General features: G+C 67.1%; 30 protein-coding genes. 29 read left to right on the top strand and 1 reads right to left on the bottom strand.

Annotation, left to right across the window (positions count from 1 at the left end):
• Positions 1-5 precede the first annotated feature (5 nt).
• From rpsL to tuf, 4 genes are all read left to right on the top strand, one after another.
• Positions 6-377 (top strand): 30S ribosomal protein S12, encoded by a 372-nt coding sequence (rpsL, locus tag ACIA8N_RS34580; protein ID WP_003948652.1) that lies wholly within the window; start codon positions 6-8, stop codon positions 375-377.
• Between the two features lie 2 nt (positions 378-379).
• The gene (rpsG, locus tag ACIA8N_RS34575) at positions 380-850 is read left to right on the top strand and encodes a 30S ribosomal protein S7 (protein ID WP_015035567.1); all 471 of its coding nucleotides are present in this window, start codon (positions 380-382) and stop codon (positions 848-850) included.
• Between the two features lie 39 nt (positions 851-889).
• A complete protein-coding gene (fusA, locus tag ACIA8N_RS34570) occupies positions 890-3,019 on the top strand; it encodes an elongation factor G (protein ID WP_017239571.1) in 2,130 nt (709 codons plus the stop codon).
• A gap of 149 nt (positions 3,020-3,168) precedes the next feature.
• On the top strand, positions 3,169-4,362 hold the full coding sequence (gene tuf / locus ACIA8N_RS34565; RefSeq protein ID WP_365784168.1) for an elongation factor Tu: 1,194 nt from the start codon (positions 3,169-3,171) through the stop codon (positions 4,360-4,362).
• Between the two features lie 106 nt (positions 4,363-4,468).
• Here the strand turns inward: tuf and ACIA8N_RS34560 are convergent, their stop codons facing one another.
• On the bottom strand, positions 4,469-6,451 hold the full coding sequence (locus ACIA8N_RS34560) for a PIG-L family deacetylase (RefSeq protein WP_365784190.1): 1,983 nt from the start codon (positions 6,449-6,451) through the stop codon (positions 4,469-4,471).
• A 187-nt stretch (positions 6,452-6,638) separates the two neighbouring features.
• Between ACIA8N_RS34560 and ACIA8N_RS34555 the strand changes: the two genes are divergently transcribed.
• The 25 genes from ACIA8N_RS34555 (at position 6,639) to ACIA8N_RS34435 (ending at position 20,580) form a co-directional block, all read left to right on the top strand.
• Positions 6,639-7,001, top strand: coding sequence for a YciI family protein (locus ACIA8N_RS34555; protein ID WP_030213997.1), 363 nt, complete (start codon positions 6,639-6,641; stop codon positions 6,999-7,001).
• On the top strand, positions 6,998-8,239 hold the full coding sequence (locus ACIA8N_RS34550; protein WP_365784170.1) for a sigma-70 family RNA polymerase sigma factor: 1,242 nt from the start codon (positions 6,998-7,000) through the stop codon (positions 8,237-8,239). Before ACIA8N_RS34555 ends, ACIA8N_RS34550 begins: the two co-directional genes overlap by 4 nt.
• 472 nt (positions 8,240-8,711) lie before the next feature.
• The gene (rpsJ, locus tag ACIA8N_RS34545; protein WP_003948644.1) at positions 8,712-9,020 is read left to right on the top strand and encodes a 30S ribosomal protein S10; all 309 of its coding nucleotides are present in this window, start codon (positions 8,712-8,714) and stop codon (positions 9,018-9,020) included.
• An 11-nt stretch (positions 9,021-9,031) separates the two neighbouring features.
• Positions 9,032-9,676, top strand: a complete 645-nt coding sequence (rplC, locus tag ACIA8N_RS34540; RefSeq protein ID WP_024755405.1) for a 50S ribosomal protein L3 — start codon at positions 9,032-9,034, stop codon at positions 9,674-9,676.
• 7 nt (positions 9,677-9,683) lie between these two features.
• Entirely contained in the window at positions 9,684-10,334 is a 651-nt protein-coding gene (gene rplD, locus ACIA8N_RS34535) for a 50S ribosomal protein L4 (RefSeq protein WP_365784172.1), read from the top strand.
• Positions 10,334-10,657 carry a 50S ribosomal protein L23 gene (rplW, locus tag ACIA8N_RS34530; RefSeq protein WP_024755407.1) on the top strand — a complete coding sequence of 108 codons (324 nt, stop codon included), beginning with the start codon at positions 10,334-10,336 and terminating at the stop codon, positions 10,655-10,657. Before rplD ends, rplW begins: the two co-directional genes overlap by 1 nt.
• 40 nt (positions 10,658-10,697) lie before the next feature.
• Positions 10,698-11,534 (top strand): 50S ribosomal protein L2, encoded by an 837-nt coding sequence (rplB, locus tag ACIA8N_RS34525; RefSeq protein WP_030214008.1) that lies wholly within the window; start codon positions 10,698-10,700, stop codon positions 11,532-11,534.
• Positions 11,535-11,546: 12 nt separating this feature from the next.
• Positions 11,547-11,828, top strand: a complete 282-nt coding sequence (gene rpsS / locus ACIA8N_RS34520; RefSeq protein ID WP_024755409.1) for a 30S ribosomal protein S19 — start codon at positions 11,547-11,549, stop codon at positions 11,826-11,828.
• Between the two features lie 43 nt (positions 11,829-11,871).
• Positions 11,872-12,219 (top strand): 50S ribosomal protein L22, encoded by a 348-nt coding sequence (rplV, locus tag ACIA8N_RS34515; protein ID WP_004571827.1) that lies wholly within the window; start codon positions 11,872-11,874, stop codon positions 12,217-12,219.
• A complete protein-coding gene (gene rpsC, locus ACIA8N_RS34510; protein ID WP_030214015.1) occupies positions 12,219-13,070 on the top strand; it encodes a 30S ribosomal protein S3 in 852 nt (283 codons plus the stop codon). Before rplV ends, rpsC begins: the two co-directional genes overlap by 1 nt.
• A 5-nt stretch (positions 13,071-13,075) precedes the next feature.
• Entirely contained in the window at positions 13,076-13,495 is a 420-nt protein-coding gene (rplP, locus tag ACIA8N_RS34505) for a 50S ribosomal protein L16 (protein ID WP_015035580.1), read from the top strand.
• Positions 13,495-13,719 (top strand): 50S ribosomal protein L29, encoded by a 225-nt coding sequence (gene rpmC / locus ACIA8N_RS34500; RefSeq protein ID WP_030214018.1) that lies wholly within the window; start codon positions 13,495-13,497, stop codon positions 13,717-13,719. Before rplP ends, rpmC begins: the two co-directional genes overlap by 1 nt.
• Entirely contained in the window at positions 13,719-14,003 is a 285-nt protein-coding gene (gene rpsQ, locus ACIA8N_RS34495) for a 30S ribosomal protein S17 (RefSeq protein ID WP_030214021.1), read from the top strand. The genes rpmC and rpsQ overlap by 1 nt, the downstream gene beginning before the upstream one ends.
• 127 nt (positions 14,004-14,130) lie before the next feature.
• Positions 14,131-14,499, top strand: coding sequence for a 50S ribosomal protein L14 (rplN, locus tag ACIA8N_RS34490; protein ID WP_003956455.1), 369 nt, complete (start codon positions 14,131-14,133; stop codon positions 14,497-14,499).
• A gap of 2 nt (positions 14,500-14,501) precedes the next feature.
• Positions 14,502-14,813, top strand: coding sequence for a 50S ribosomal protein L24 (gene rplX, locus ACIA8N_RS34485; RefSeq protein WP_030214024.1), 312 nt, complete (start codon positions 14,502-14,504; stop codon positions 14,811-14,813).
• Positions 14,810-15,367 carry a 50S ribosomal protein L5 gene (rplE, locus tag ACIA8N_RS34480; protein ID WP_106975815.1) on the top strand — a complete coding sequence of 186 codons (558 nt, stop codon included), beginning with the start codon at positions 14,810-14,812 and terminating at the stop codon, positions 15,365-15,367. Before rplX ends, rplE begins: the two co-directional genes overlap by 4 nt.
• A 5-nt stretch (positions 15,368-15,372) precedes the next feature.
• Entirely contained in the window at positions 15,373-15,558 is a 186-nt protein-coding gene (locus ACIA8N_RS34475; protein ID WP_003948630.1) for a type Z 30S ribosomal protein S14, read from the top strand.
• A gap of 208 nt (positions 15,559-15,766) precedes the next feature.
• Positions 15,767-16,165 carry a 30S ribosomal protein S8 gene (gene rpsH, locus ACIA8N_RS34470; RefSeq protein WP_015035585.1) on the top strand — a complete coding sequence of 133 codons (399 nt, stop codon included), beginning with the start codon at positions 15,767-15,769 and terminating at the stop codon, positions 16,163-16,165.
• A gap of 21 nt (positions 16,166-16,186) precedes the next feature.
• Positions 16,187-16,726 carry a 50S ribosomal protein L6 gene (gene rplF, locus ACIA8N_RS34465; protein WP_030549261.1) on the top strand — a complete coding sequence of 180 codons (540 nt, stop codon included), beginning with the start codon at positions 16,187-16,189 and terminating at the stop codon, positions 16,724-16,726.
• A 2-nt stretch (positions 16,727-16,728) separates the two neighbouring features.
• Positions 16,729-17,112 carry a 50S ribosomal protein L18 gene (gene rplR, locus ACIA8N_RS34460; protein ID WP_015035587.1) on the top strand — a complete coding sequence of 128 codons (384 nt, stop codon included), beginning with the start codon at positions 16,729-16,731 and terminating at the stop codon, positions 17,110-17,112.
• A gap of 46 nt (positions 17,113-17,158) precedes the next feature.
• Complete coding sequence (gene rpsE / locus ACIA8N_RS34455; protein WP_017239585.1) at positions 17,159-17,761, top strand: 30S ribosomal protein S5; 603 nt, start codon at positions 17,159-17,161, stop codon at positions 17,759-17,761.
• Positions 17,761-17,943 carry a 50S ribosomal protein L30 gene (rpmD, locus tag ACIA8N_RS34450; protein WP_015035589.1) on the top strand — a complete coding sequence of 61 codons (183 nt, stop codon included), beginning with the start codon at positions 17,761-17,763 and terminating at the stop codon, positions 17,941-17,943. Before rpsE ends, rpmD begins: the two co-directional genes overlap by 1 nt.
• 1 nt (position 17,944) lies before the next feature.
• Positions 17,945-18,400 carry a 50S ribosomal protein L15 gene (gene rplO, locus ACIA8N_RS34445; RefSeq protein WP_030214036.1) on the top strand — a complete coding sequence of 152 codons (456 nt, stop codon included), beginning with the start codon at positions 17,945-17,947 and terminating at the stop codon, positions 18,398-18,400.
• Between the two features lie 213 nt (positions 18,401-18,613).
• Positions 18,614-19,933 (top strand): preprotein translocase subunit SecY, encoded by a 1,320-nt coding sequence (gene secY, locus ACIA8N_RS34440; RefSeq protein WP_365784178.1) that lies wholly within the window; start codon positions 18,614-18,616, stop codon positions 19,931-19,933.
• Entirely contained in the window at positions 19,933-20,580 is a 648-nt protein-coding gene (locus ACIA8N_RS34435; protein WP_365784180.1) for an adenylate kinase, read from the top strand. The genes secY and ACIA8N_RS34435 overlap by 1 nt, the downstream gene beginning before the upstream one ends.
• The last annotated feature ends 140 nt before the right edge of the window (positions 20,581-20,720 follow it).

Here is a 20,720-nt window from a genome sequence, read left to right as displayed (position 1 = left end):
AAGTAGTGCCTACGATCCAGCAGCTGGTCCGGAAGGGCCGGCAGGACAAGGTCGAGAAGAACAAGACGCCCGCACTCGAGGGTTCCCCTCAGCGTCGCGGCGTCTGCACGCGTGTGTTCACGACCACCCCGAAGAAGCCGAACTCGGCCCTCCGTAAGGTCGCGCGTGTGCGTCTGACCTCCGGCATCGAGGTCACGGCCTACATCCCGGGTGAGGGTCACAACCTGCAGGAGCACTCGATCGTGCTCGTGCGCGGTGGCCGTGTGAAGGACCTGCCGGGTGTTCGCTACAAGATCATCCGCGGTTCCCTCGACACGCAGGGCGTCAAGAACCGTAAGCAGGCTCGCAGCCGCTACGGCGCCAAGAAGGAGAAGTAAGAATGCCTCGTAAGGGCCCCGCCCCGAAGCGCCCGGTCATCATCGACCCGGTCTACAGCTCTCCTCTTGTCACCTCGCTGATCAACAAGATCCTGCTGGACGGCAAGCGTTCCACCGCCGAGCGCATCGTGTACGGCGCCATGGAGGGTCTTCGTGAGAAGACCGGCCAGGACCCCGTCATCACGCTGAAGCGCGCTCTCGAGAACGTGAAGCCGGCCCTCGAGGTCAAGTCCCGCCGTGTCGGTGGCGCCACCTACCAGGTGCCGATCGAGGTCAAGCCGGGCCGCGCGTCCACGCTGGCCCTCCGCTGGCTCGTCGGTTACTCCCGCGCCCGTCGCGAGAAGACCATGACCGAGCGCCTCATGAACGAGCTCCTCGACGCCTCGAACGGCCTCGGTGCGGCCGTCAAGAAGCGTGAGGACACGCACAAGATGGCCGAGTCCAACAAGGCCTTCGCGCACTACCGCTGGTAGTCGCAACCCACATCGAGACCGAGAGAAGACTGAGCCGATATGGCTACCACTTCGCTTGACCTTGCCAAGGTGCGCAACATCGGCATCATGGCGCACATCGACGCGGGCAAGACGACCACCACCGAGCGGATCCTGTTCTACACCGGTGTCTCGTACAAGATCGGTGAAGTCCACGACGGCGCTGCCACGATGGACTGGATGGAGCAGGAGCAGGAGCGCGGCATCACGATCACGTCGGCCGCGACGACCTGCCACTGGCCGCTCGAGAATGTCGATCACACGATCAACATCATCGACACGCCGGGCCACGTCGACTTCACCGTCGAGGTGGAGCGTTCGCTGCGCGTGCTCGACGGTGCTGTCACCGTGTTCGATGGTGTGGCCGGCGTCGAGCCCCAGTCCGAGACTGTCTGGCGTCAGGCGGACCGCTACGGCGTCCCGCGTATCTGCTTCGTCAACAAGCTCGACCGTACGGGTGCCGAGTTCCTCCGCTGCGTCGACATGATCGTGGAGCGCCTCGGCGCCGTCCCGATCGTCATGCAGCTCCCGATCGGCGCCGAGATGGACTTCCAGGGCGTCGTCGACCTCGTCCGCATGAAGGCTCTTGTCTGGTCCGCCGAGGCCAGCAAGGGTGAGATGTACGACGTCGTCGACATCCCGGCCTCGCACACCGAGCTCGCCGAAGAGTGGCGCGCGAAGCTGGTCGAGACCGTCGCGGAGAACGACGAGGAGCTCATGGAGCTCTTCCTCGAGGGCGTCGAGCCCACCGAGGAGCAGCTCTACGCTGCCGTCCGTCGCATCACCATCGCCTCCGGCAAGGGTGGCGGCGAGAAGACGGTCACCCCCGTCTTCTGTGGCACCGCGTTCAAGAACAAGGGCGTCCAGCCCCTGCTCGACGCTGTCGTCCGCTACCTCCCCTCCCCCCTGGACGTCGAGGCCATCGAGGGCCACAGCGTCAAGGACGCGGAGGAGATCGTGCGGCGCAAGCCGTCCGACGACGAGCCGCTGTCGGCCCTCGCGTTCAAGATCGCGAGCGACCCGCACCTCGGCAAGCTCACCTTCGTCCGGATCTACTCCGGTCGCCTGGAGGCCGGCACCGCGGTGCTGAACTCCGTCAAGGGCAAGAAGGAGCGCATCGGCAAGATCTACCGCATGCACGCGAACAAGCGTGAGGAGATCGACTCGGTGGGCGCCGGCGACATCGTCGCCGTCATGGGCCTCAAGCAGACCACCACCGGTGAGACGCTGTGCGACGAGAAGAACCCGGTCATCCTGGAGTCCATGGACTTCCCGGCGCCGGTCATTCAGGTCGCCATCGAGCCCAAGTCCAAGGGCGACCAGGAGAAGCTGGGTGTCGCCATCCAGCGTCTCGCGGAGGAGGACCCCTCCTTCCAGGTGCACTCGGACGAGGAGACCGGCCAGACCATCATCGGTGGTATGGGCGAGCTTCACCTCGACATCCTCGTCGACCGCATGCGTCGCGAGTTCAAGGTCGAGGCGAACGTCGGCAAGCCGCAGGTCGCGTACCGCGAGACGATCCGCAAGGCCGTCGAGCGACTTGACTACACCCACAAGAAGCAGACCGGTGGTACCGGTCAGTTCGCCAAGGTGCAGATCGCGATCGAGCCCATCGAGGGCGGCGACGCCTCGTACGAGTTCGTGAACAAGGTCACCGGTGGCCGCATCCCGAAGGAGTACATCCCTTCGGTCGACGCGGGTGCGCAGGAGGCCATGCAGTTCGGCATCCTGGCCGGCTACGAGATGACTGGCGTCCGCGTCATCCTTCTCGACGGTGGCTACCACGAGGTCGACTCCTCCGAGCTGGCGTTCAAGATCGCCGGTTCGCAGGCCTTCAAGGAGGCCGCGCGGAAGGCTTCGCCGGTCATCCTCGAGCCCATGATGTCCGTCGAGGTCACCACCCCCGAGGACTACATGGGTGAGGTCATCGGCGACATCAACTCCCGCCGTGGCCAGATCCAGGCCATGGAGGAGCGCAGCGGCGCTCGCGTCGTGAAGGGCCTCGTGCCCCTCTCGGAGATGTTCGGCTACGTCGGAGACCTCCGCAGCAAGACCTCGGGTCGCGCAAGCTACTCGATGCAGTTCGACTCCTACGCCGAGGTTCCGCGGAACGTCGCCGAGGAGATCATCGCGAAGGCCAAGGGCGAGTAACTCTCCCGAGTTCACGCTTTAGGCTTGACACCAGTCGCCGGGGTTCCGCCCCGGAACCCCGAGGAACGGGCCCCGGCGACTGGCATCCCAGCAAAGATCACCTGGCGCCGATGAGCAAGGCGTACAGAACCACTCCGCAGGAGGATTCAGTGGCGAAGGCAAAGTTCGAGCGGACTAAGCCGCACGTCAACATCGGCACCATCGGTCACATTGACCACGGTAAGACGACCCTCACGGCCGCCATTACCAAGGTGCTGCACGACGCGTACCCGGACCTGAACGAGGCCTCGGCCTTCGACCAGATCGACAAGGCTCCCGAGGAGCGCCAGCGCGGTATCACGATCTCGATCGCGCACGTCGAGTACCAGACCGAGTCGCGTCACTACGCCCACGTCGACTGCCCCGGTCACGCGGACTACATCAAGAACATGATCACGGGTGCGGCGCAGATGGACGGCGCCATCCTCGTGGTCGCCGCCACCGACGGCCCGATGCCGCAGACCAAGGAGCACGTGCTCCTGGCCCGCCAGGTCGGCGTTCCGTACATCGTCGTCGCCCTGAACAAGGCCGACATGGTGGACGACGAGGAGATCCTGGAGCTCGTCGAGCTCGAGGTCCGTGAGCTCCTCTCCGAGTACGAGTTCCCGGGCGACGACCTTCCGGTCGTCCGTGTCTCCGCGCTCAAGGCCCTTGAGGGCGACAAGGAGTGGGCTGACAAGCTCCTCGGCCTGATGAAGGCCGTCGACGAGGCCATCCCGCAGCCCGAGCGCGACGTCGACAAGCCGTTCCTGATGCCGATCGAGGACGTCTTCACGATCACCGGTCGTGGCACCGTCGTCACCGGTCGTATCGAGCGCGGTATCCTCAAGGTCAACGAGACCGTCGACATCATCGGCATCAAGACCGAGAAGACCACCACCACGGTCACCGGTATCGAGATGTTCCGCAAGCTGCTCGACGAGGGCCAGGCCGGTGAGAACGTCGGTCTGCTCCTCCGTGGCATCAAGCGCGAGGACGTCGAGCGCGGCCAGGTCATCATCAAGCCGGGTTCGGTTACGCCGCACACCAGCTTCGAGGCCCAGGCCTACATCCTGTCGAAGGACGAGGGTGGCCGTCACACCCCGTTCTTCAACAACTACCGCCCGCAGTTCTACTTCCGTACCACGGACGTGACCGGCGTCGTGACCCTCCCCGAGGGCACCGAGATGGTCATGCCGGGCGACAACACCGCCATGAGCGTTGAGCTGATCCAGCCCATCGCCATGGAGGAGGGCCTCAAGTTCGCCATCCGTGAGGGTGGCCGGACCGTCGGCGCCGGCCAGGTCGTCAAGATCAACGCCTGATCTTGAAGTGACCCGGTAGCTCCACGAGCTGCAGGCAGAAGGCCCCGCACCGAAAGGTGCGGGGCCTTCTCGCGTCTCACGTCCGCCTCGTCTCACGTCCGCGCGCTCACGTCCGCCAGCTCCAGGGGCGTCCGTCGGCGCCCATGCCCACCACGGTCGCTCCGTCCGCCCCCAGGTGCAGCGCGGTCGACACCGCCTCGGGGCCCGTCGTACGGGTACGGAGGCGGCCGCCGGCCCGTACCGTCACCCTTCCGGCGGTGTCCGTGCCCAGGAGCACCGTCCCGAGCGCCGCCGAACGCGCCACGGCCACGTCCCCGTACCCGTCGAGACCGGCGTCGCCGTCCGGACCGAGCAGCGCCGCCGCCGCCGGAGCCCGGTGGTACACCTCGCCGCCCGCGCTCGCCACCGTGGACCCGGAGAGCGGCAGCCCGCCCTCCCGCACCACCCCGTCCACCCAGTGCCGTACGGACTCCCGCCCCGCCGCGTACAGGTGCACCCGGCCCGCCGCGTCCACCGACACGGCCAGACCGTCCTGGACCTCCGCCGGCCCCGGGAGGGCCAGCCACGGACCCCAGGACCCGTCCGCCGCCCGCACCCGGGTCGAGACGCCCTTGTCGGCGTTCCGTACGAAGAGGTGGACCCGGCCGTCGGGGTCCGCGACCGCCACCGGAGCACCGATCCGGCGCCCCCGGTCGTCCCGGCGCTCCGGGCAGCCGAGTCCCCGCCAGGCGAGGAAAGGACCGCCGGGGGAGCGCTGCTCCAGGAGCACCACCTCGCGCCGGTTGGCCCCGCCGTGCCCGTCGAGCGCGGCGAACCGCACCCCGAAGAGCAGCACCCGGCCGTCCGCGAGCACCGCCGAACCGAGCGCGGGCGCGAGCGGCCCACCGCCCAGATCCGCCGGCTCGCTCCAGACCCCGGGCGCCGACTCGCGCCAGCGGACCGCGCGCAGCCCGAGCACCCCGTACGCGATGAGCCGCCCGTCCGGCCCCTCGACGAGCGCCGGGCGAGCGCCGGGCCAGCGGTGGTGCGTGGAGCGGACCCAGCCCTTGCGGTTGGTCAGCGGCCGGTCGCCGCCGACGCCGTAGTCGCCGCAGCCCGAGGGGTTCCCGCACTGCCAGGAGGGGTCGCCCCCGTACGGGACGAGGCGCGCGGCCTTCTCCTCAAGGACCTCCGGCGGCAGGTTCTTCGGCCAGTGCCGGTTGTAGTAGCCGCGGAAGGCCTTCGCCGTGAACGCCGGTATCGGTTCGCCGTCCCGGACCGCGTCCGACACCCAGCGGCACAGCGCGGCCCAGGTGAAGCAGCCGACCGCCGTGTGGTCGCCGTGGTCCGAGAACCCCGGCTGCTCGGAGTTCCGCCGCCGGGTGGCGTCGTCGCCGTGCTGGACGTCCGGGTCAGGGTCCAGGGTGTGCACCACCGTGGGCCGGTAGCGGCGCAGCAGCCCGACGAGGGCGCCGACCAGCTGGTCGTAGTCGTAGGTGTCGGCGCGGGTGACGGGGGAGCCGGCCGACAGATGGGTCCGCAGTTCGAGGGCCCGGTCGTCCCAGAGCGCGGGCATCGCCATGTACCGGCGGGAGGTGTGCATCGGCAGGTTGAGGAAGACCAGCTCGATCCGGCGGCCGCCGTGCGTGAGCGTGTCGACCTCGGCCCGCCGGCCGCCCGGCAGCGGCAGCGTCTCCCGCCGCCACGGCGTGAACACCGGAAGCCCGAGCGCCACGGCGTACGACTGGCGCAGGCCCTGGTGCCGGGCCGCGGAGTAGGCCGCCCGGTCCGGGGGAGTCTCCGGCATCCCGGCGATCCGGTTCCGGCCGGTGTGCTCGCCCGCCGTCACGTACACGGAGACGAGGGGGACCCCCGCGTCCAGCAGCCGCTGCGTGTCCGGGTTCATGAAGTACAGGTCGTCGTCAGGATGCGCGGAGAACTGCAGCACCAGCGCCCGCCGGGCCCGGGCGTCCGCGATCGGCTTCCCCGGCGCCGGATCGGCCGTCGGGGCGGCCCGGCGCGGCTCCGGTACGGAGCACCCGGCGGCGGCCGCCGTGGCGGCGGCGAGGGCGGCGGCGAGAACCGCTCGCCGGCGGGGTGGGGTGGGCAGCACGTGCGGGTCCTTCGCTCAGGGGTCGCCTGGAAGACGGCTGCGCGGGCGAAGAGGTTGTGCCGTACGGACGCCGGGAGAAAAAGTTCGGGAAATCCCGCGGAGGGATGTCGAAGCGGTGATCATGGCTCCGACCCAAGGGTGAAAGCGCGCCACAGGGGCGCGCGGGACGGGGAGGACACCCGAGATGAAGTACGTCGCGATGATCTACGGCAACCAGGCCAAGTGGGACTCCTTCCCCGCCGAGGCCTGGCCCGAGGCGATCGCCAAGCAGGAGGCCTTCAACCGCAAGTACCGGGAGAGCGGCGAGCTGGTCGGCGCGTACGGACTCGCCGACGCCGCCGCCGCCCAGCTGGTCCGCCGTGAGGGCGGCGCCCCCGCGGTCACCGACGGCCCGTACCTGGAGACCAAGGAGTACCTGGCCAGCTTCTACCTGCTCGACTGCGACAGCCTGGAGCGCGCCCAGCAGATCGCCGCCGACATGCCGTTCGCGGACGTCGACCCCGTCGAGCTCTGGCCGGTCCTGCACGAGTCCGCGGCGGACGTGTGACCGGCACGCACGAGATCGAGGACCTGCTGCGCACCTGTGCGCCGCAGGTCCTCGGCGCGCTCGTACGGCGGTACGGCGCCTTCGACGTCTGCGAGGACGCCGTCCAGGAGGCCCTGATCGCCGCCGCCGAGCAATGGCCCCGGCAGGGCGTCCCCGACAACCCGCGCGGATGGCTGGTGACCGTCGCCGCCCGCCGGTACATCGACCTGGTCCGCAGCGAGGCCGCGCGCAGGCGTCGCGAGGACGCCGTGGCCCTCGCGACCCCGGACTCGGCGCTCCTCGCGCGCGCCGCGGACGACGCCCCGGACACCGACCGGGACGACTCGCTGTCGCTGCTCTTCCTCTGCTGCCACCCGGACCTGTCGCCGCCCAGCCGGATCGCGCTCACCCTGCGCGCCGTGGGCGGCCTCACCACCGGGCAGATCGCCGCCGCCTTCCTCGTACCCGAGTCGACCATGGCGCAGCGGATCAGCCGGGCCAAGCAGACGATCAGGACGGCCGGCGGCTCGTTCGCGCTGCCCGAGGGCGAGGACCGCACGGCCCGCCTCGCCGACGTACGGCACGTGCTCTACCTGATCTTCAACGAGGGCTATACGGCCAGCGGTGGGGACGCACTGGTCGCGCCCGAGCTGTCCACCGAGGCGATCCGGCTCGCACGGCTGCTCCACCGGCTGCTGCCGGAGGACACCGAGACGGCGGGCCTGCTGGCCCTGATGCTGCTCACCGACGCCCGCAGGCCGGCCCGCACGGGCCCGCACGGCGAGCTGGTGCCGCTCGCGGAGCAGGACAGGGGGCGCTGGGACGCCGGGCTCGTCGCGGAGGGCGTGGAGCTGATCAGCCGTACCCTGCCGCGCGGCCAGGTCGGCCCGTACCAGCTGCAGGCGGCGATCGCGGCCGTCCACGACGAGGCGGAGTCCGCCGAGGCCACCGACTGGCCGCAGATCCTCGCGCTCTACGAGCTCCTTGAGCGGACCGGGGCGAACCCGGTGATCACCCTCAACCGGGCGGTGGCCGTGGCGATGGTCCACGGCCCGGCGGCCGGTCTGGCCCTCCTGGAGGAGCTGGCGGCGGACAAGCGCACGGCCGGGTACCACCGGCTGCTCGCCACCCGGGCCCATCTGCTCGAACTTCTCGGTGAGAAGGAGGAGGCGGCCGTCGCGTACCGGGAGGCGGCCCGCCGGACGACCAGCGCCCCCGAACGCCGTCATCTCACGGAGCGCGCACGGCGCTTGGGGTGAACCGGGAGGGCGCGCCGTCCGGCTGATCGCGACCCGGCGCTCGCGCCCCGGCGCATGGCCGTACGTGACGTGGGGTACAGTCTCCGGTTCCGATTGGCGGCGGCATGGCCCGGTGTGGCAGACTGTCGGGGTTGCTCGGTTGAGTGCCGATGCTGCGCGCCTCCCGTCGGGAGGACCGGAAGCGAGTCCCACAGTACTCGTCGCCCCTTCTCAGGGGCGGACGTACGGGAATCTTCTGGGAAGCGTCAGCGGGGTACCGGCCAGGCACCCGGTGGGCCAGTGGAGTCAGTGCAGCAGCCCCCGGCCGGCGGTCATGGTGACCGCGCCCCCTTGGTTGGGAAATCCTCAGGGATTTCTGCGTAGAGGGAGCGCGACACGCCCGACCGCGTGGGTCGGAGGACGGCGACGCTCCACAGCTAGCACAGCCGACCAGGTTCCAGAGCGTTTACGAGACAAAGGACTACTAGTAGCCATGGCGGGACAGAAGATCCGCATCCGGCTCAAGGCCTACGACCACGAGGTCATCGACTCCTCGGCGAAGAAGATCGTCGAGACGGTGACCCGCACTGGTGCGTCGGTCGCAGGCCCGGTGCCGCTGCCCACTGAGAAGAACGTGTACTGCGTCATCAAGTCGCCGCACAAGTACAAGGACTCGCGCGAGCACTTCGAGATGCGCACGCACAAGCGCCTCATCGACATCCTCGACCCCACGCCGAAGACGGTTGACTCGCTCATGCGTCTCGACCTCCCGGCGGGCGTTGACATCGAGATCAAGCTCTGAGGGCGCGCGAGATGGCTAAGAACATCAAGGGCATCCTGGGCGAGAAGCTCGGCATGACGCAGGTCTGGGACGAGAACAACCGGGTCGTCCCGGTGACCGTCGTCAAGGCCGGCCCCAATGTCGTGACCCAGGTGCGTACGAACGACGTCGACGGCTACGAGTCGGTCCAGATCGCCTTCGGCGAGATCGACCCTCGCAAGGTGAACAAGCCCCTCAAGGGTCACTTCGCCAAGGCCGACGTCACCCCGCGCCGCCACCTGGTGGAGCTCCGCACCGCTGACGCCTCCGAGTACACGCTCGGCCAGGAGATCACCGCCGAGCTCTTCGAGGCCGGCGTGAAGGTCGACGTCACCGGCAAGAGCAAGGGCAAGGGCTTCGCCGGTGTCATGAAGCGCCACAACTTCCGTGGTGGCAAGGCGTCGCACGGTGCCCACCGCGTGCACCGCAAGCCCGGTTCCATCGGTGGCTGCGCCACCCCGGGCCGTGTCTTCAAGGGCATGAAGATGGCTGGTCGCATGGGCAACGAGCGTGTGACCACCCAGAACCTGACCGTCCACGCCGTTGACGCCGAGAAGGGTCTGCTGCTCATCAAGGGCGCCGTCCCCGGCCCCAACGGTGGCCTCGTCCTGGTCCGCACCGCGGCCAAGGGGGTTTGAGGAACCGATGAGCACCATTGACATCCTTTCGCCGGCAGGCGACAAGACCGGGACCGTCGAGCTCCCCGAGGAGATCTTCGGCGCCAAGGTCAGCGTTCCGCTGATCCACCAGGTCGTCGTCGCGCAGCTGGCAGCGGCCCGTCAGGGTACGCACAAGACCAAGCGTCGTGGCGAAGTCCGTGGTGGTGGCAAGAAGCCTTACCGCCAGAAGGGCACCGGCCGCGCCCGTCAGGGTTCGACCCGCGCCCCGCAGTTCGCCGGTGGTGGCGTCGTCCACGGCCCGCAGCCGCGTGACTACTCGCAGCGGACCCCGAAGAAGATGAAGGTCGCCGCCCTCCGCGGTGCCCTCTCGGACCGGGCCACCCACTCCCGCATCCACGTCGTGACCGGCGTGGTCGAGGGTGACGTCTCCACCAAGGCCGCGAAGACGCTGTTCGGCAAGATCTCGGAGCGCAAGAACCTGCTCCTGGTCGTCGAGCGCTCCGACGAGGCCGCGTGGCTGTCCGCTCGTAACCTGCCCCAGGTGCACATCCTGGAGCCGGGCCAGCTCAACACGTACGACGTGATCGTCTCCGACGACGTGGTCTTCACTCAGGCCGCCCTCGAGTCCTTCGTGTCTGGCCCCCAGACCGCTGAGACCGAAGGGAGCGACGCCTGATGACTGAGGCCGTCGTCACCAGCAAGACCTTCTCGGACCCGCGCGACATTCTCGTCAAGCCGGTTGTCTCGGAGAAGAGCTACGCCCTGCTGGACGAGAACAAGTACACGTTCATCGTCGCGCCTGGCTCCAACAAGACCCAGATCAAGCAGGCCGTCGAGGCGGTCTTCTCGGTCAAGGTCACCGGGGTCAACACGATCAACCGCCAGGGCAAGCGCAAGCGCACCAAGGCCGGATTCGGTAAGCGCAAGGACACCAAGCGCGCCATCGTGACCCTTGCCGAGGGCAACCGTATCGACATCTTCGGCGGTCCGACCGCCTAACGGCGGTCTGGATCGTCCGGAATCGGACGAGGACTGAGAAATGGGAATCCGCAAGTACAAGCCGACTACGCCGGGCCGCCGTGGCTCCTCCGTAGCCGACTTCGTCGAGATCACGCGGTCCACGCCGGAGAAGTCGCTGGTCCGCCCCCTGCACAGCAAGGGCGGCCGTAACAACACCGGTCGGATCACGGTTCGACACCAGGGTGGCGGCCACAAGCGCGCCTACCGCGTGATCGACTTCCGTCGTCACGACAAGGACGGCGTGCCGGCCAAGGTCGCTCACATCGAGTACGACCCCAACCGCACCGCGCGCATCGCGCTGCTCCACTACGTGGACGGCGAGAAGCGCTACATCATCGCCCCCAAGGGTCTGACGCAGGGTGACCGCGTCGAGAACGGCCCCGGCGCTGACATCAAGCCCGGCAACAACCTGGCGCTCCGCAACATCCCGGTCGGTACCACGATCCACGCGATCGAGATCCGTCCCGGTGGCGGCGCCAAGTTCGCGCGCTCCGCTGGTGCCTCCGTGCAGCTGCTGGCGAAGGAGGGCACGATGGCCCACCTTCGTATGCCGTCCGGTGAGATCCGTCTCGTCGACGCCCGCTGCCGCGCCACCATCGGCGAGGTCGGCAACGCCGAGCAGTCGAACATCAACTGGGGCAAGGCCGGCCGTAAGCGTTGGCTGGGCGTTCGCCCGACCGTCCGCGGTGTGGCGATGAACCCGGTGGACCACCCGCACGGTGGTGGTGAGGGTAAGACCTCCGGTGGTCGCCACCCGGTCTCCCCGTGGGGTCAGAAGGAGGGTCGTACTCGCTCGCCGAAGAAGGCTTCGAGCAAGTACATCGTCCGCCGCCGCAAGACGAACAAGAAGCGCTAGGAGCGGGTTTAGATGCCGCGCAGTCTCAAGAAGGGACCCTTCGTCGACGGACACCTCGTAAAGAAGGTGGACGTACAGAACGAAGCCGGTACCAAGAACGTCATCAAGACCTGGTCCCGTCGCTCGATGATCATCCCGGCCATGCTCGGCCACACGATCGCGGTGCACAACGGCAAGACCCACATCCCGGTGTTTGTCACCGAGTCGATGGTCGGCCACAAGCTCGGCGAGTTCTCGCCGACGCGCACCTTCCGGGGTCACGTGAAGGACGACCGGAAGTCGAAGCGCCGCTAGTAGCGGGGTGGAATCGACCATGACAGACACTGGAAGGACAACCATGGAAGCCAGGGCCCAGGCGCGGTACATCCGCGTCACGCCCATGAAGGCCCGCCGCGTGGTGGACCTTATCCGTGGCATGGACGCCACGGAGGCTCAGGCGGTCCTGCGTTTCGCCCCGCAGGCCGCGAGCGTGCCGGTTGGCAAGGTGCTGGACAGCGCCATCGCCAACGCTGCACACAACTACGACCACACTGACGCCTCTTCGCTGGTCATCAGCGAGGCGTACGTGGATGAGGGCCCGACCCTGAAGCGGTTCCGTCCGCGTGCTCAGGGCCGTGCCTACCGGATCCGTAAGCGGACCAGCCACATCACCGTGGTCGTCAGCAGCAAGGAAGGAACCCGGTAATGGGCCAGAAGGTTAACCCGCATGGGTTCCGGCTCGGCATCACCACGGACTTCAAGTCCCGTTGGTACGCCGACAAGCTGTACAAGGACTACGTCAAGGAAGACGTCGCCATCCGTCGGATGATGACGTCCGGCATGGAGCGCGCCGGCATCTCGAAGGTTGAGATCGAGCGCACCCGTGACCGCGTGCGGGTGGACATCCACACCGCGCGTCCCGGCATCGTCATCGGCCGCCGTGGCGCCGAGGCCGACCGCATCCGCGGTGACCTCGAGAAGCTCACGGGCAAGCAGGTCCAGCTGAACATCCTCGAGGTCAAGAACCCCGAGATGGACGCTCAGCTGGTTGCTCAGGCCGTTGCCGAGCAGCTCTCCTCCCGCGTCTCCTTCCGTCGCGCCATGCGTAAGAGCATGCAGGGCACGATGAAGGCCGGCGCCAAGGGCATCAAGATCCAGTGCGGCGGTCGCCTCGGCGGCGCCGAGATGTCCCGCTCCGAGTTCTACCGCGAGGGCCGTGTGCCGCTGCACACGCTCCGCGCGAACGTGGACTACGGCTTCTTCGAGGCCAAGACGACCTTCGGTCGTATTGGCGTCAAGGTCTGGATCTACAAGGGCGACGTCAAGAACATCGCCGAGGTCCGCGCCGAGAACGCTGCGGCCCGTGCGGGTAACCGCCCGGCCCGTGGCGCGGGTGGCGCTGGCGACCGTCCCGCCGGCCGTGGTGGCCGCGGTGGCGAGCGTGGCGGCCGCGGCCGCAAGCCGCAGCAGCAGTCCGCGCCGGCTGCCGAGGCCCCCAAGGCCGACGCTCCCGCCGCCGCTGCCGCTCCGGCTGAGAGCACCGGAACGGAGGCCTGACCGAAATGCTGATCCCCCGTAGGGTCAAGCACCGCAAGCAGCACCACCCCAAGCGCTCGGGTATGAGCAAGGGTGGTACGCAGGTTGCGTTCGGCGAGTACGGCATTCAGGCCCTCACGCCGGCGTACGTGACCAACCGCCAGATCGAGGCGGCTCGTATCGCGATGACCCGCCACATCAAGCGTGGCGGCAAGGTCTGGATCAACATCTACCCGGACCGCCCGCTGACCAAGAAGCCTGCCGAGACCCGCATGGGTTCCGGTAAGGGTTCGCCGGAGTGGTGGATCGCGAACGTCAAGCCCGGTCGGGTGATGTTCGAGCTGTCCTACCCGAACGAGAAGATCGCGCGCGAGGCCCTGACCCGTGCGGCCCACAAGCTGCCGATGAAGTGCAAGATCGTTAAGCGCGAAGCAGGTGAGCTGTGATGACCGCCGGTACCAAGGCGTCCGAGCTGCGCGAACTGGGCAACGAGGAGCTTCTCAACAAGCTCCGCGAAGCCAAGGAAGAGCTGTTCAACCTCCGCTTCCAGGCGGCGACGGGCCAGCTCGAGAACCACGGGCGGCTCAAGTCCGTCCGCAAGGACATCGCGCGGATCTACACCCTGATGCGTGAGCGCGAGCTGGGCATCGAGACGGTGGAGAGCGCCTGATGAGCGAGAGCAACGTGACTGAGCAGAAGACCGAGCGCAACGCTCGCAAGGTCCGCGAGGGCCTGGTCGTCAGCGACAAGATGGACAAGACCGTCGTCGTCGCCGTCGAGGACCGCGTCAAGCACGCGCTGTACGGCAAGGTCATCCGCCGTACGAACAAGCTCAAGGCTCACGACGAGCAGAACGCTGCCGGCATCGGCGACCGCGTCCTCCTGATGGAGACCCGGAAGCTGTCGTCGACGAAGCACTGGCGCGTCATCGAGATCCTCGAGAAGGCCAAGTAGGTATTTCGCGTAAGCGAAATCCAGTAATCACAGCTTGAAGGGGTAACCCTTCGAGTTCGTTCCGCCAGGCTCGGCAGGGGCACTTCGGTGCCCCTGCCGGGAACCGGCAGACAATCAGGAGATAGACGTGATCCAGCAGGAGTCGCGACTGCGTGTCGCCGACAACACTGGTGCCAAGGAGATCCTTTGCATCCGTGTTCTCGGTGGCTCGGGTCGCCGCTACGCGGGCATCGGTGACGTCATCGTCGCCACCGTCAAGGACGCGATCCCCGGTGGCAACGTGAAGAAGGGTGACGTCGTCAAGGCGGTCATCGTTCGCACCGTGAAGGAGCGCCGCCGCCAGGACGGCTCGTACATCCGCTTCGACGAGAACGCCGCTGTCATTCTCAAGAACGACGGCGACCCTCGTGGCACCCGTATCTTCGGCCCGGTCGGCCGTGAGCTGCGCGAGAAGAAGTTCATGAAGATCATCTCGCTCGCGCCGGAGGTGCTGTAAGCATGAAGATCAAGAAGGGCGACCTGGTCCAGGTCATCACCGGTAAGGACAAGGGCAAGCAGGGCAAGGTCATCACGGCCTTCCCCCGCGAGAACCGCGTCCTCGTCGAGGGTGTCAACCGGGTCAAGAAGCACACCAAGGCCGGCCCGTCGCAGGCCGGTGGCATCGTCACGACCGAGGCCCCGGTCCACGTGAGCAACGTTCAGCTCGTCGTGGAGAAGGATGGCCAGAAGGTCGTCACGCGTGTCGGTTACCGCTTCGACGACGAGGGCAACAAGATCCGCGTTGCCAAGCGGACGGGTGAGGACATCTGATGGCTACCACCACTCCGCGTCTCAAGACGAAGTACCGCGAGGAGATCGCGGGCAAGCTGCGTGAGGAGTTCTCGTACGAGAACGTCATGCAGGTTCCCGGCCTCGTGAAGATCGTGGTCAACATGGGTGTCGGCGACGCCGCCCGTGACTCGAAGCTCATGGACGGTGCCGTCCGTGACCTGACCACGATCACCGGTCAGAAGCCGGCCGTCACCAAGGCTCGCAAGTCCATCGCGCAGTTCAAGCTGCGTGAGGGCCAGCCGATCGGTGCGCACGTCACCCTCCGTGGCGACCGCATGTGGGAGTTCCTGGACCGCACCCTGTCGCTCGCGCTTCCGCGCATCCGCGACTTCCGTGGTCTGTCCCCCAAGCAGTTCGACGGGCGTGGCAACTACACCTTCGGTCTCACGGAGCAGGTCATGTTCCACGAGATCGACCAGGACAAGATCGACCGTGTCCGGGGTATGGACATCACCGTGGTGACCACGGCGACCAACGACGACGAGGGCCGTGCCCTTCTGCGTCACCTCGGCTTCCCGTTCAAGGAGGCGTAAGCGAGATGGCGAAGAAGGCTCTCATCGCGAAGGCTGCCCGCAAGCCCAAGTTCGGCGTGCGTGGCTACACGCGCTGCCAGCGTTGTGGTCGACCCCACTCCGTGTACCGCAAGTTCGGCCTGTGCCGCGTGTGCCTTCGTGAGATGGCTCACCGTGGCGAGCTGCCGGGCGTGACCAAGAGCTCCTGGTAATCCCTTACTTGGGATGACCGGAGTCTCTCGGTAAGCACTGGGTTGGCGGATGCCCAGGCCTCCATGGCTTAGGCTAGGAGGGTTGGGCGTCCGCCGCCCGTACGACTTACTACGCCGTAGGTCCCCGCGCCGCACCCGTCCCGCCCCTGTGTGGGGAGAGGGATGGCGCATACAGGAAACCCCGGCGAGAGAGGCCGAAGGCCAATTCATGACCATGACTGATCCGATCGCGGACATGCTGACTCGTCTGCGTAACGCGAACTCGGCATACCACGACTCCGTGACGATGCCGCACAGCAAGATCAAGTCTCACATCGCGGAAATCCTCCAGCAGGAGGGCTTCATCACGGGCTGGAAGGTCGAGGACGCCGAAGTCGGCAAGAACCTCGTCCTCGAGCTCAAGTTCGGTCCGAACCGTGAGCGCTCCATCGCGGGCATCAAGCGGATCTCGAAGCCGGGCCTCCGTGTGTACGCGAAGTCCACCAACCTGCCGAAGGTCCTCGGCGGCCTGGGCGTGGCGATCATCTCCACGTCCCACGGTCTCCTGACCGGCCAGCAGGCAGGCAAGAAGGGCGTAGGTGGGGAAGTCCTCGCCTACGTCTGGTAGTCGGGAAAGGAAGGAAAGCTCATGTCGCGTATTGGCAAGCTGCCTATCCAGGTTCCCGCCGGCGTGGACGTCACCATCGATGGCCGCACGGTCACGGTGAAGGGTTCCAAGGGCACCCTGAGCCACACCGTCGCCGCGCCGATCGAGATCGTCAAGGGCGAGGATGGCGTGCTCAACGTCAACCGTCCGAACGACGAGCGTCAGAACAAGGCCCTCCACGGCCTGTCCCGCACGCTGGTGGCCAACATGATCACCGGCGTGACCACGGGTTACGTGAAGGCGCTCGAGATCAGCGGTGTCGGTTACCGCGTCGCCGCGAAGGGCTCCGCTCTGGAGTTCCAGCTCGGCTACAGCCACCCGATCCTGATCGAGGCGCCCGAGGGCATCTCGTTCAAGGTCGAGTCGCCGACGAAGTTCTCGGTCGAGGGCATCGACAAGCAGAAGGTCGGCGAGGTCGCGGCGAACATCCGCAAGCTGCGGAAGCCCGACCCGTACAAGGCCAAGGGCGTCAAGTACGCCGGCGAGGTCATCCGCCGCAAGGTCGGAAAGGCTGGTAAGTAGCCATGGCATACGGTGTGAAGATCGCCAAGGGCGACGCTTACAAGCGTGCGGCCAAGGCTCGCCGCCACATCCGCATCCGCAAGAACGTGTCGGGTACGGCGGAGCGTCCGCGCCTCGTCGTGACGCGTTCGAACCGCGGCATCACCGCTCAGGTCATCGACGACCTCAAGGGTCACACCCTTGCGTCGGCGTCGAACCTGGACGCGTCGATCCGCGGTGGCGAGGGTGACAAGTCCGCGCAGGCCAAGCAGGTCGGTGCTCTCGTCGCTGAGCGCGCCAAGGCCGCTGGTGTCGAGGCTGTCGTGTTCGACCGTGGTGGCAACAGGTACGCCGGGCGCATTGCCGCTCTGGCTGACGCCGCCCGCGAAGCCGGGCTGAAGTTCTAAGCCCCGGTTCCGGGACTAACGGACGTAACAGAGAGAGGTAAATCCAATGGCTGGACCCCAGCGCCGCGGAAGCGGTGCCGGTGGCGGCGAGCGGCGGGACCGGAAGGGCCGCGACGGTGGCGCTGCCGCCGAGAAGACCGCGTACGTTGAGCGCGTTGTCGCGATCAACCGCGTCGCCAAGGTTGTCAAGGGTGGTCGCCGCTTCAGCTTCACCGCGCTGGTCGTGGTGGGCGACGGTGACGGCACCGTAGGTGTCGGTTACGGCAAGGCCAAGGAAGTTCCCGCGGCCATCGCCAAGGGTGTCGAGGAAGCCAAGAAGAACTTCTTCAAGGTTCCGCGCATCCAGGGCACCATCCCTCACCCGATCCAGGGCGAGAAGGCCGCGGGCGTCGTCCTGCTCAAGCCGGCTTCCCCCGGTACCGGTGTTATCGCCGGTGGCCCGGTGCGCGCCGTGCTCGAGTGCGCCGGCGTTCACGACATCCTGTCGAAGTCGCTCGGCTCCGACAACGCGATCAACATCGTGCACGCGACCGTGGCGGCCCTCAAGGGCCTGCAGCGTCCCGAGGAGATCGCGGCTCGCCGTGGTCTGCCCCTCGAGGACGTCGCCCCCGCGGCTCTCCTCCGTGCGCGTGCTGGGGCGGGTGCGTAATGGCTCGCCTCAAGGTCACGCAGACGAAGTCGTACATCGGCAGCAAGCAGAACCACCGCGACACCCTGCGCTCGCTCGGCCTCAAGAAGGTCAACGACGTGGTTGTCAAGGAGGATCGTCCCGAGTTCCGCGGCATGGTGCACACCGTCCGCCACCTCGTGACGGTCGAGGAGGTTGACTGACATGGCGGAGAACAGCCCGCTGAAGGCCCACAACCTCCGTCCCGCCCCCGGCGCCAAGACCGCGAAGACCCGTGTCGGTCGTGGTGAGGCGTCGAAGGGTAAGACGGCCGGTCGTGGTACGAAGGGTACGAAGGCCCGCTACCAGGTTCCGCAGCGCTTCGAGGGCGGGCAGATGCCCCTCCACATGCGCCTGCCGAAGCTGAAGGGCTTCAAGAACCCCTTCCGCACCGAGTACCAGGTCGTGAACCTGGACAAGCTCACCGCGCTCTACCCGCAGGGTGGCGAGGTCACGGTGGCCGATCTGGTCGCCAAGGGTGCGGTTCGCAAGAACCAGCTCGTCAAGGTGCTCGGCACCGGCGAGATCACCGTGGCGCTGCAGGTGACGGTCGACGCCGTCTCCGGCTCCGCCAAGGAGAAGATCGCCGCTGCCGGCGGCACCGTCACCGAGCTCGTCTGAGACGACTCGTTGGCTTGAACATCCGATCGGGGATGCCTCTCAAAAGGGGCATCCCCGATTGGTCGTTCCTAGGGGGGCACGGTCGCCGGTAAGGTGGCGTGCACTGTCTAGACTCCGTGCGGTATGCCCACACGGAATTGAAGACCGATACCTATCCGTCGAACCTCAAGACCGTCACCCTTGACGCATAGCGCGGGGGTCGCAGGAGGCACCGTGCTCACCGCGTTCGCCCGGGCGTTCAAGACGCCCGACCTGCGCAAGAAGCTGCTCTTCACGCTCGCCATCATCGTGCTGTACCGCCTCGGGGCCCACATCCCGGTCCCCGGCGTCAGCTACGAGGCCGTCCAGCAGTGTGTCAAGCAGGCCAGCGAGGGCAACAACAGCCTGTTCGGCCTGGTCAACATGTTCAGTGGCGGAGCGCTGCTGCAGATCACCATCTTCGCGCTCGGCATCATGCCGTACATCACGGCCAGCATCATCCTGCAGCTGCTGACCGTCGTGATCCCGCGCCTGGAGGCCCTCAAGAAGGAGGGTCAGTCCGGTACCGCCAAGATCACGCAGTACACCCGGTACCTGACGGTCGCCCTCGCCGTGCTCCAGGGCACCGGTCTCGTGGCCACCGCCAAGAGCGGTGCGCTGTTCAGCGGCTGCAACGTCGCCGACCAGGTCGTTCCCGACCCGTCGATCTTCACCATCGCCACCATGGTCATCACGATGACCGCGGGTACCTGTGTCGTCATGTGGCTCGGTGAGCTCATCACCGACCGCGGCATCGGCAACGGCATGTCGATCCTGATGTTCATCTCGATCGCCGCCGGCTTCCCGGGCGCGCTGTGGGCCATCAAGGAGAGCGGCAAGCTCGCCAAGGGCTGGATCGAGTTCGGCACCGTCATCCTGATCGGCTTCGTGATGGTGGCCCTCGTGGTCTTCGTCGAGCAGGCCCAGCGCCGCATCCCCGTGCAGTACGCGAAGCGCATGATCGGCCGGCGTTCCTACGGCGGTACGTCCACTTACATCCCGCTGAAGGTGAACCAGGCAGGTGTGATTCCTGTCATCTTCGCGTCGTCGCTGCTCTACATCCCGGCCTTGATCGCGCAGTTCTCGAGCTCCACCGCCGGGTGGAAGACCTGGATCGAAGCCCACTTCGTCAAGGGTGACCACCCCTACTACATCGCTACGTACTTCCTCCTGATCGTGTTCTTCGCCTTCTTCTACGTGGCGATCTCGTTCAACCCCGAGGAAGTCGCCGACAACATGAAGAAGTATGGTGGCTTCATCCCGGGTATCCGGGCTGGTCGACCTACTGCCGAGTACCTGAGCTACGTGCTCAACCGGATCACTTGGCCGGGCTCGCTGTACTTGGGTCTGATCGCTCTTGTGCCGACGATGGCGTTGGCAGGCTTCGGTGGCGCCAATGCCAACTTCCCCTTCGGTGGGACGAGCATCCTCATCATCGTGGGTGTGGGGCTGGAGACCGTGAAGCAGATCGAGAGCCAGCTCCAGCAGCGCAATTACGAAGGGTTCCTCCGCTGATGCGAATCGTCCTCGTCGGACCTCCTGGTGCGGGCAAGGGCACGCAGGCCGCGTACCTTGCCAAGAACCTGGGCATCCCGCACATCTCCACGGGTGACCTGTTCCGCGCCAACATCTCGCAGGGAACGCCGCTGGGGCTCGAAGCGCAGTCGTACATGAAGGCCGGTCAGCTCGTACCGGACTCCGTGACGATCGGCATGGCCCGGGACCGCATGGAGCAGGCCGACGCCGTCAACGGCTTCCTGCTCGACGGGTTCCCGCGCAACGTGGCCCAGGCCGAGGCGCTCGACGAGATCCTCAAGGCGGGTCACGTCCAGCTGGACGCGGTCCTGGACCTGGAGGTCCCCGAGGACGAGGTCGTGAAGCGGATCGCGGGTCGCCGCATCTGCCGCAACGACAGTGCGCACGTCTTCCACGTGACGTACAACGCGCCGAAGACCGCGGGCGTCTGCGACGCCTGTGGTGGCGAGCTCTACCAGCGCGACGACGACTCCGAGGAGACCGTCCGCCGGCGCCTGGAGGTCTACCACACGGAGACCGAGCCGATCATCGACTACTACCGGGCGCAGAACCTGGTCGAGACGATCTCGGCGCTCGGCAAGGTGGACGAGGTCACCGCGAAGGCGATGACCGCGCTCAAGAAGTAACCCCGGTTCGTCCGATACGGCCGCGGGGGCCCCCCCGGGGCCCCCCCCCCCCAACGGGTTTTTTACCCCCAAAAACAACGAAACACCCCCCCCCCCCACGGGGCCCAAACAAACCAAAACGAAACCCCCCACCCCCAAAA

The sequence above is a fragment of the Streptomyces sp. NPDC051822 genome (genome assembly GCF_044452745.1).
Lineage (GTDB): Bacteria > Actinomycetota > Actinomycetes > Streptomycetales > Streptomycetaceae > Streptomyces.
Note: the sequence above shows the minus strand (reverse complement) of the source record. Positions and strands in the feature narration are given on the sequence as shown.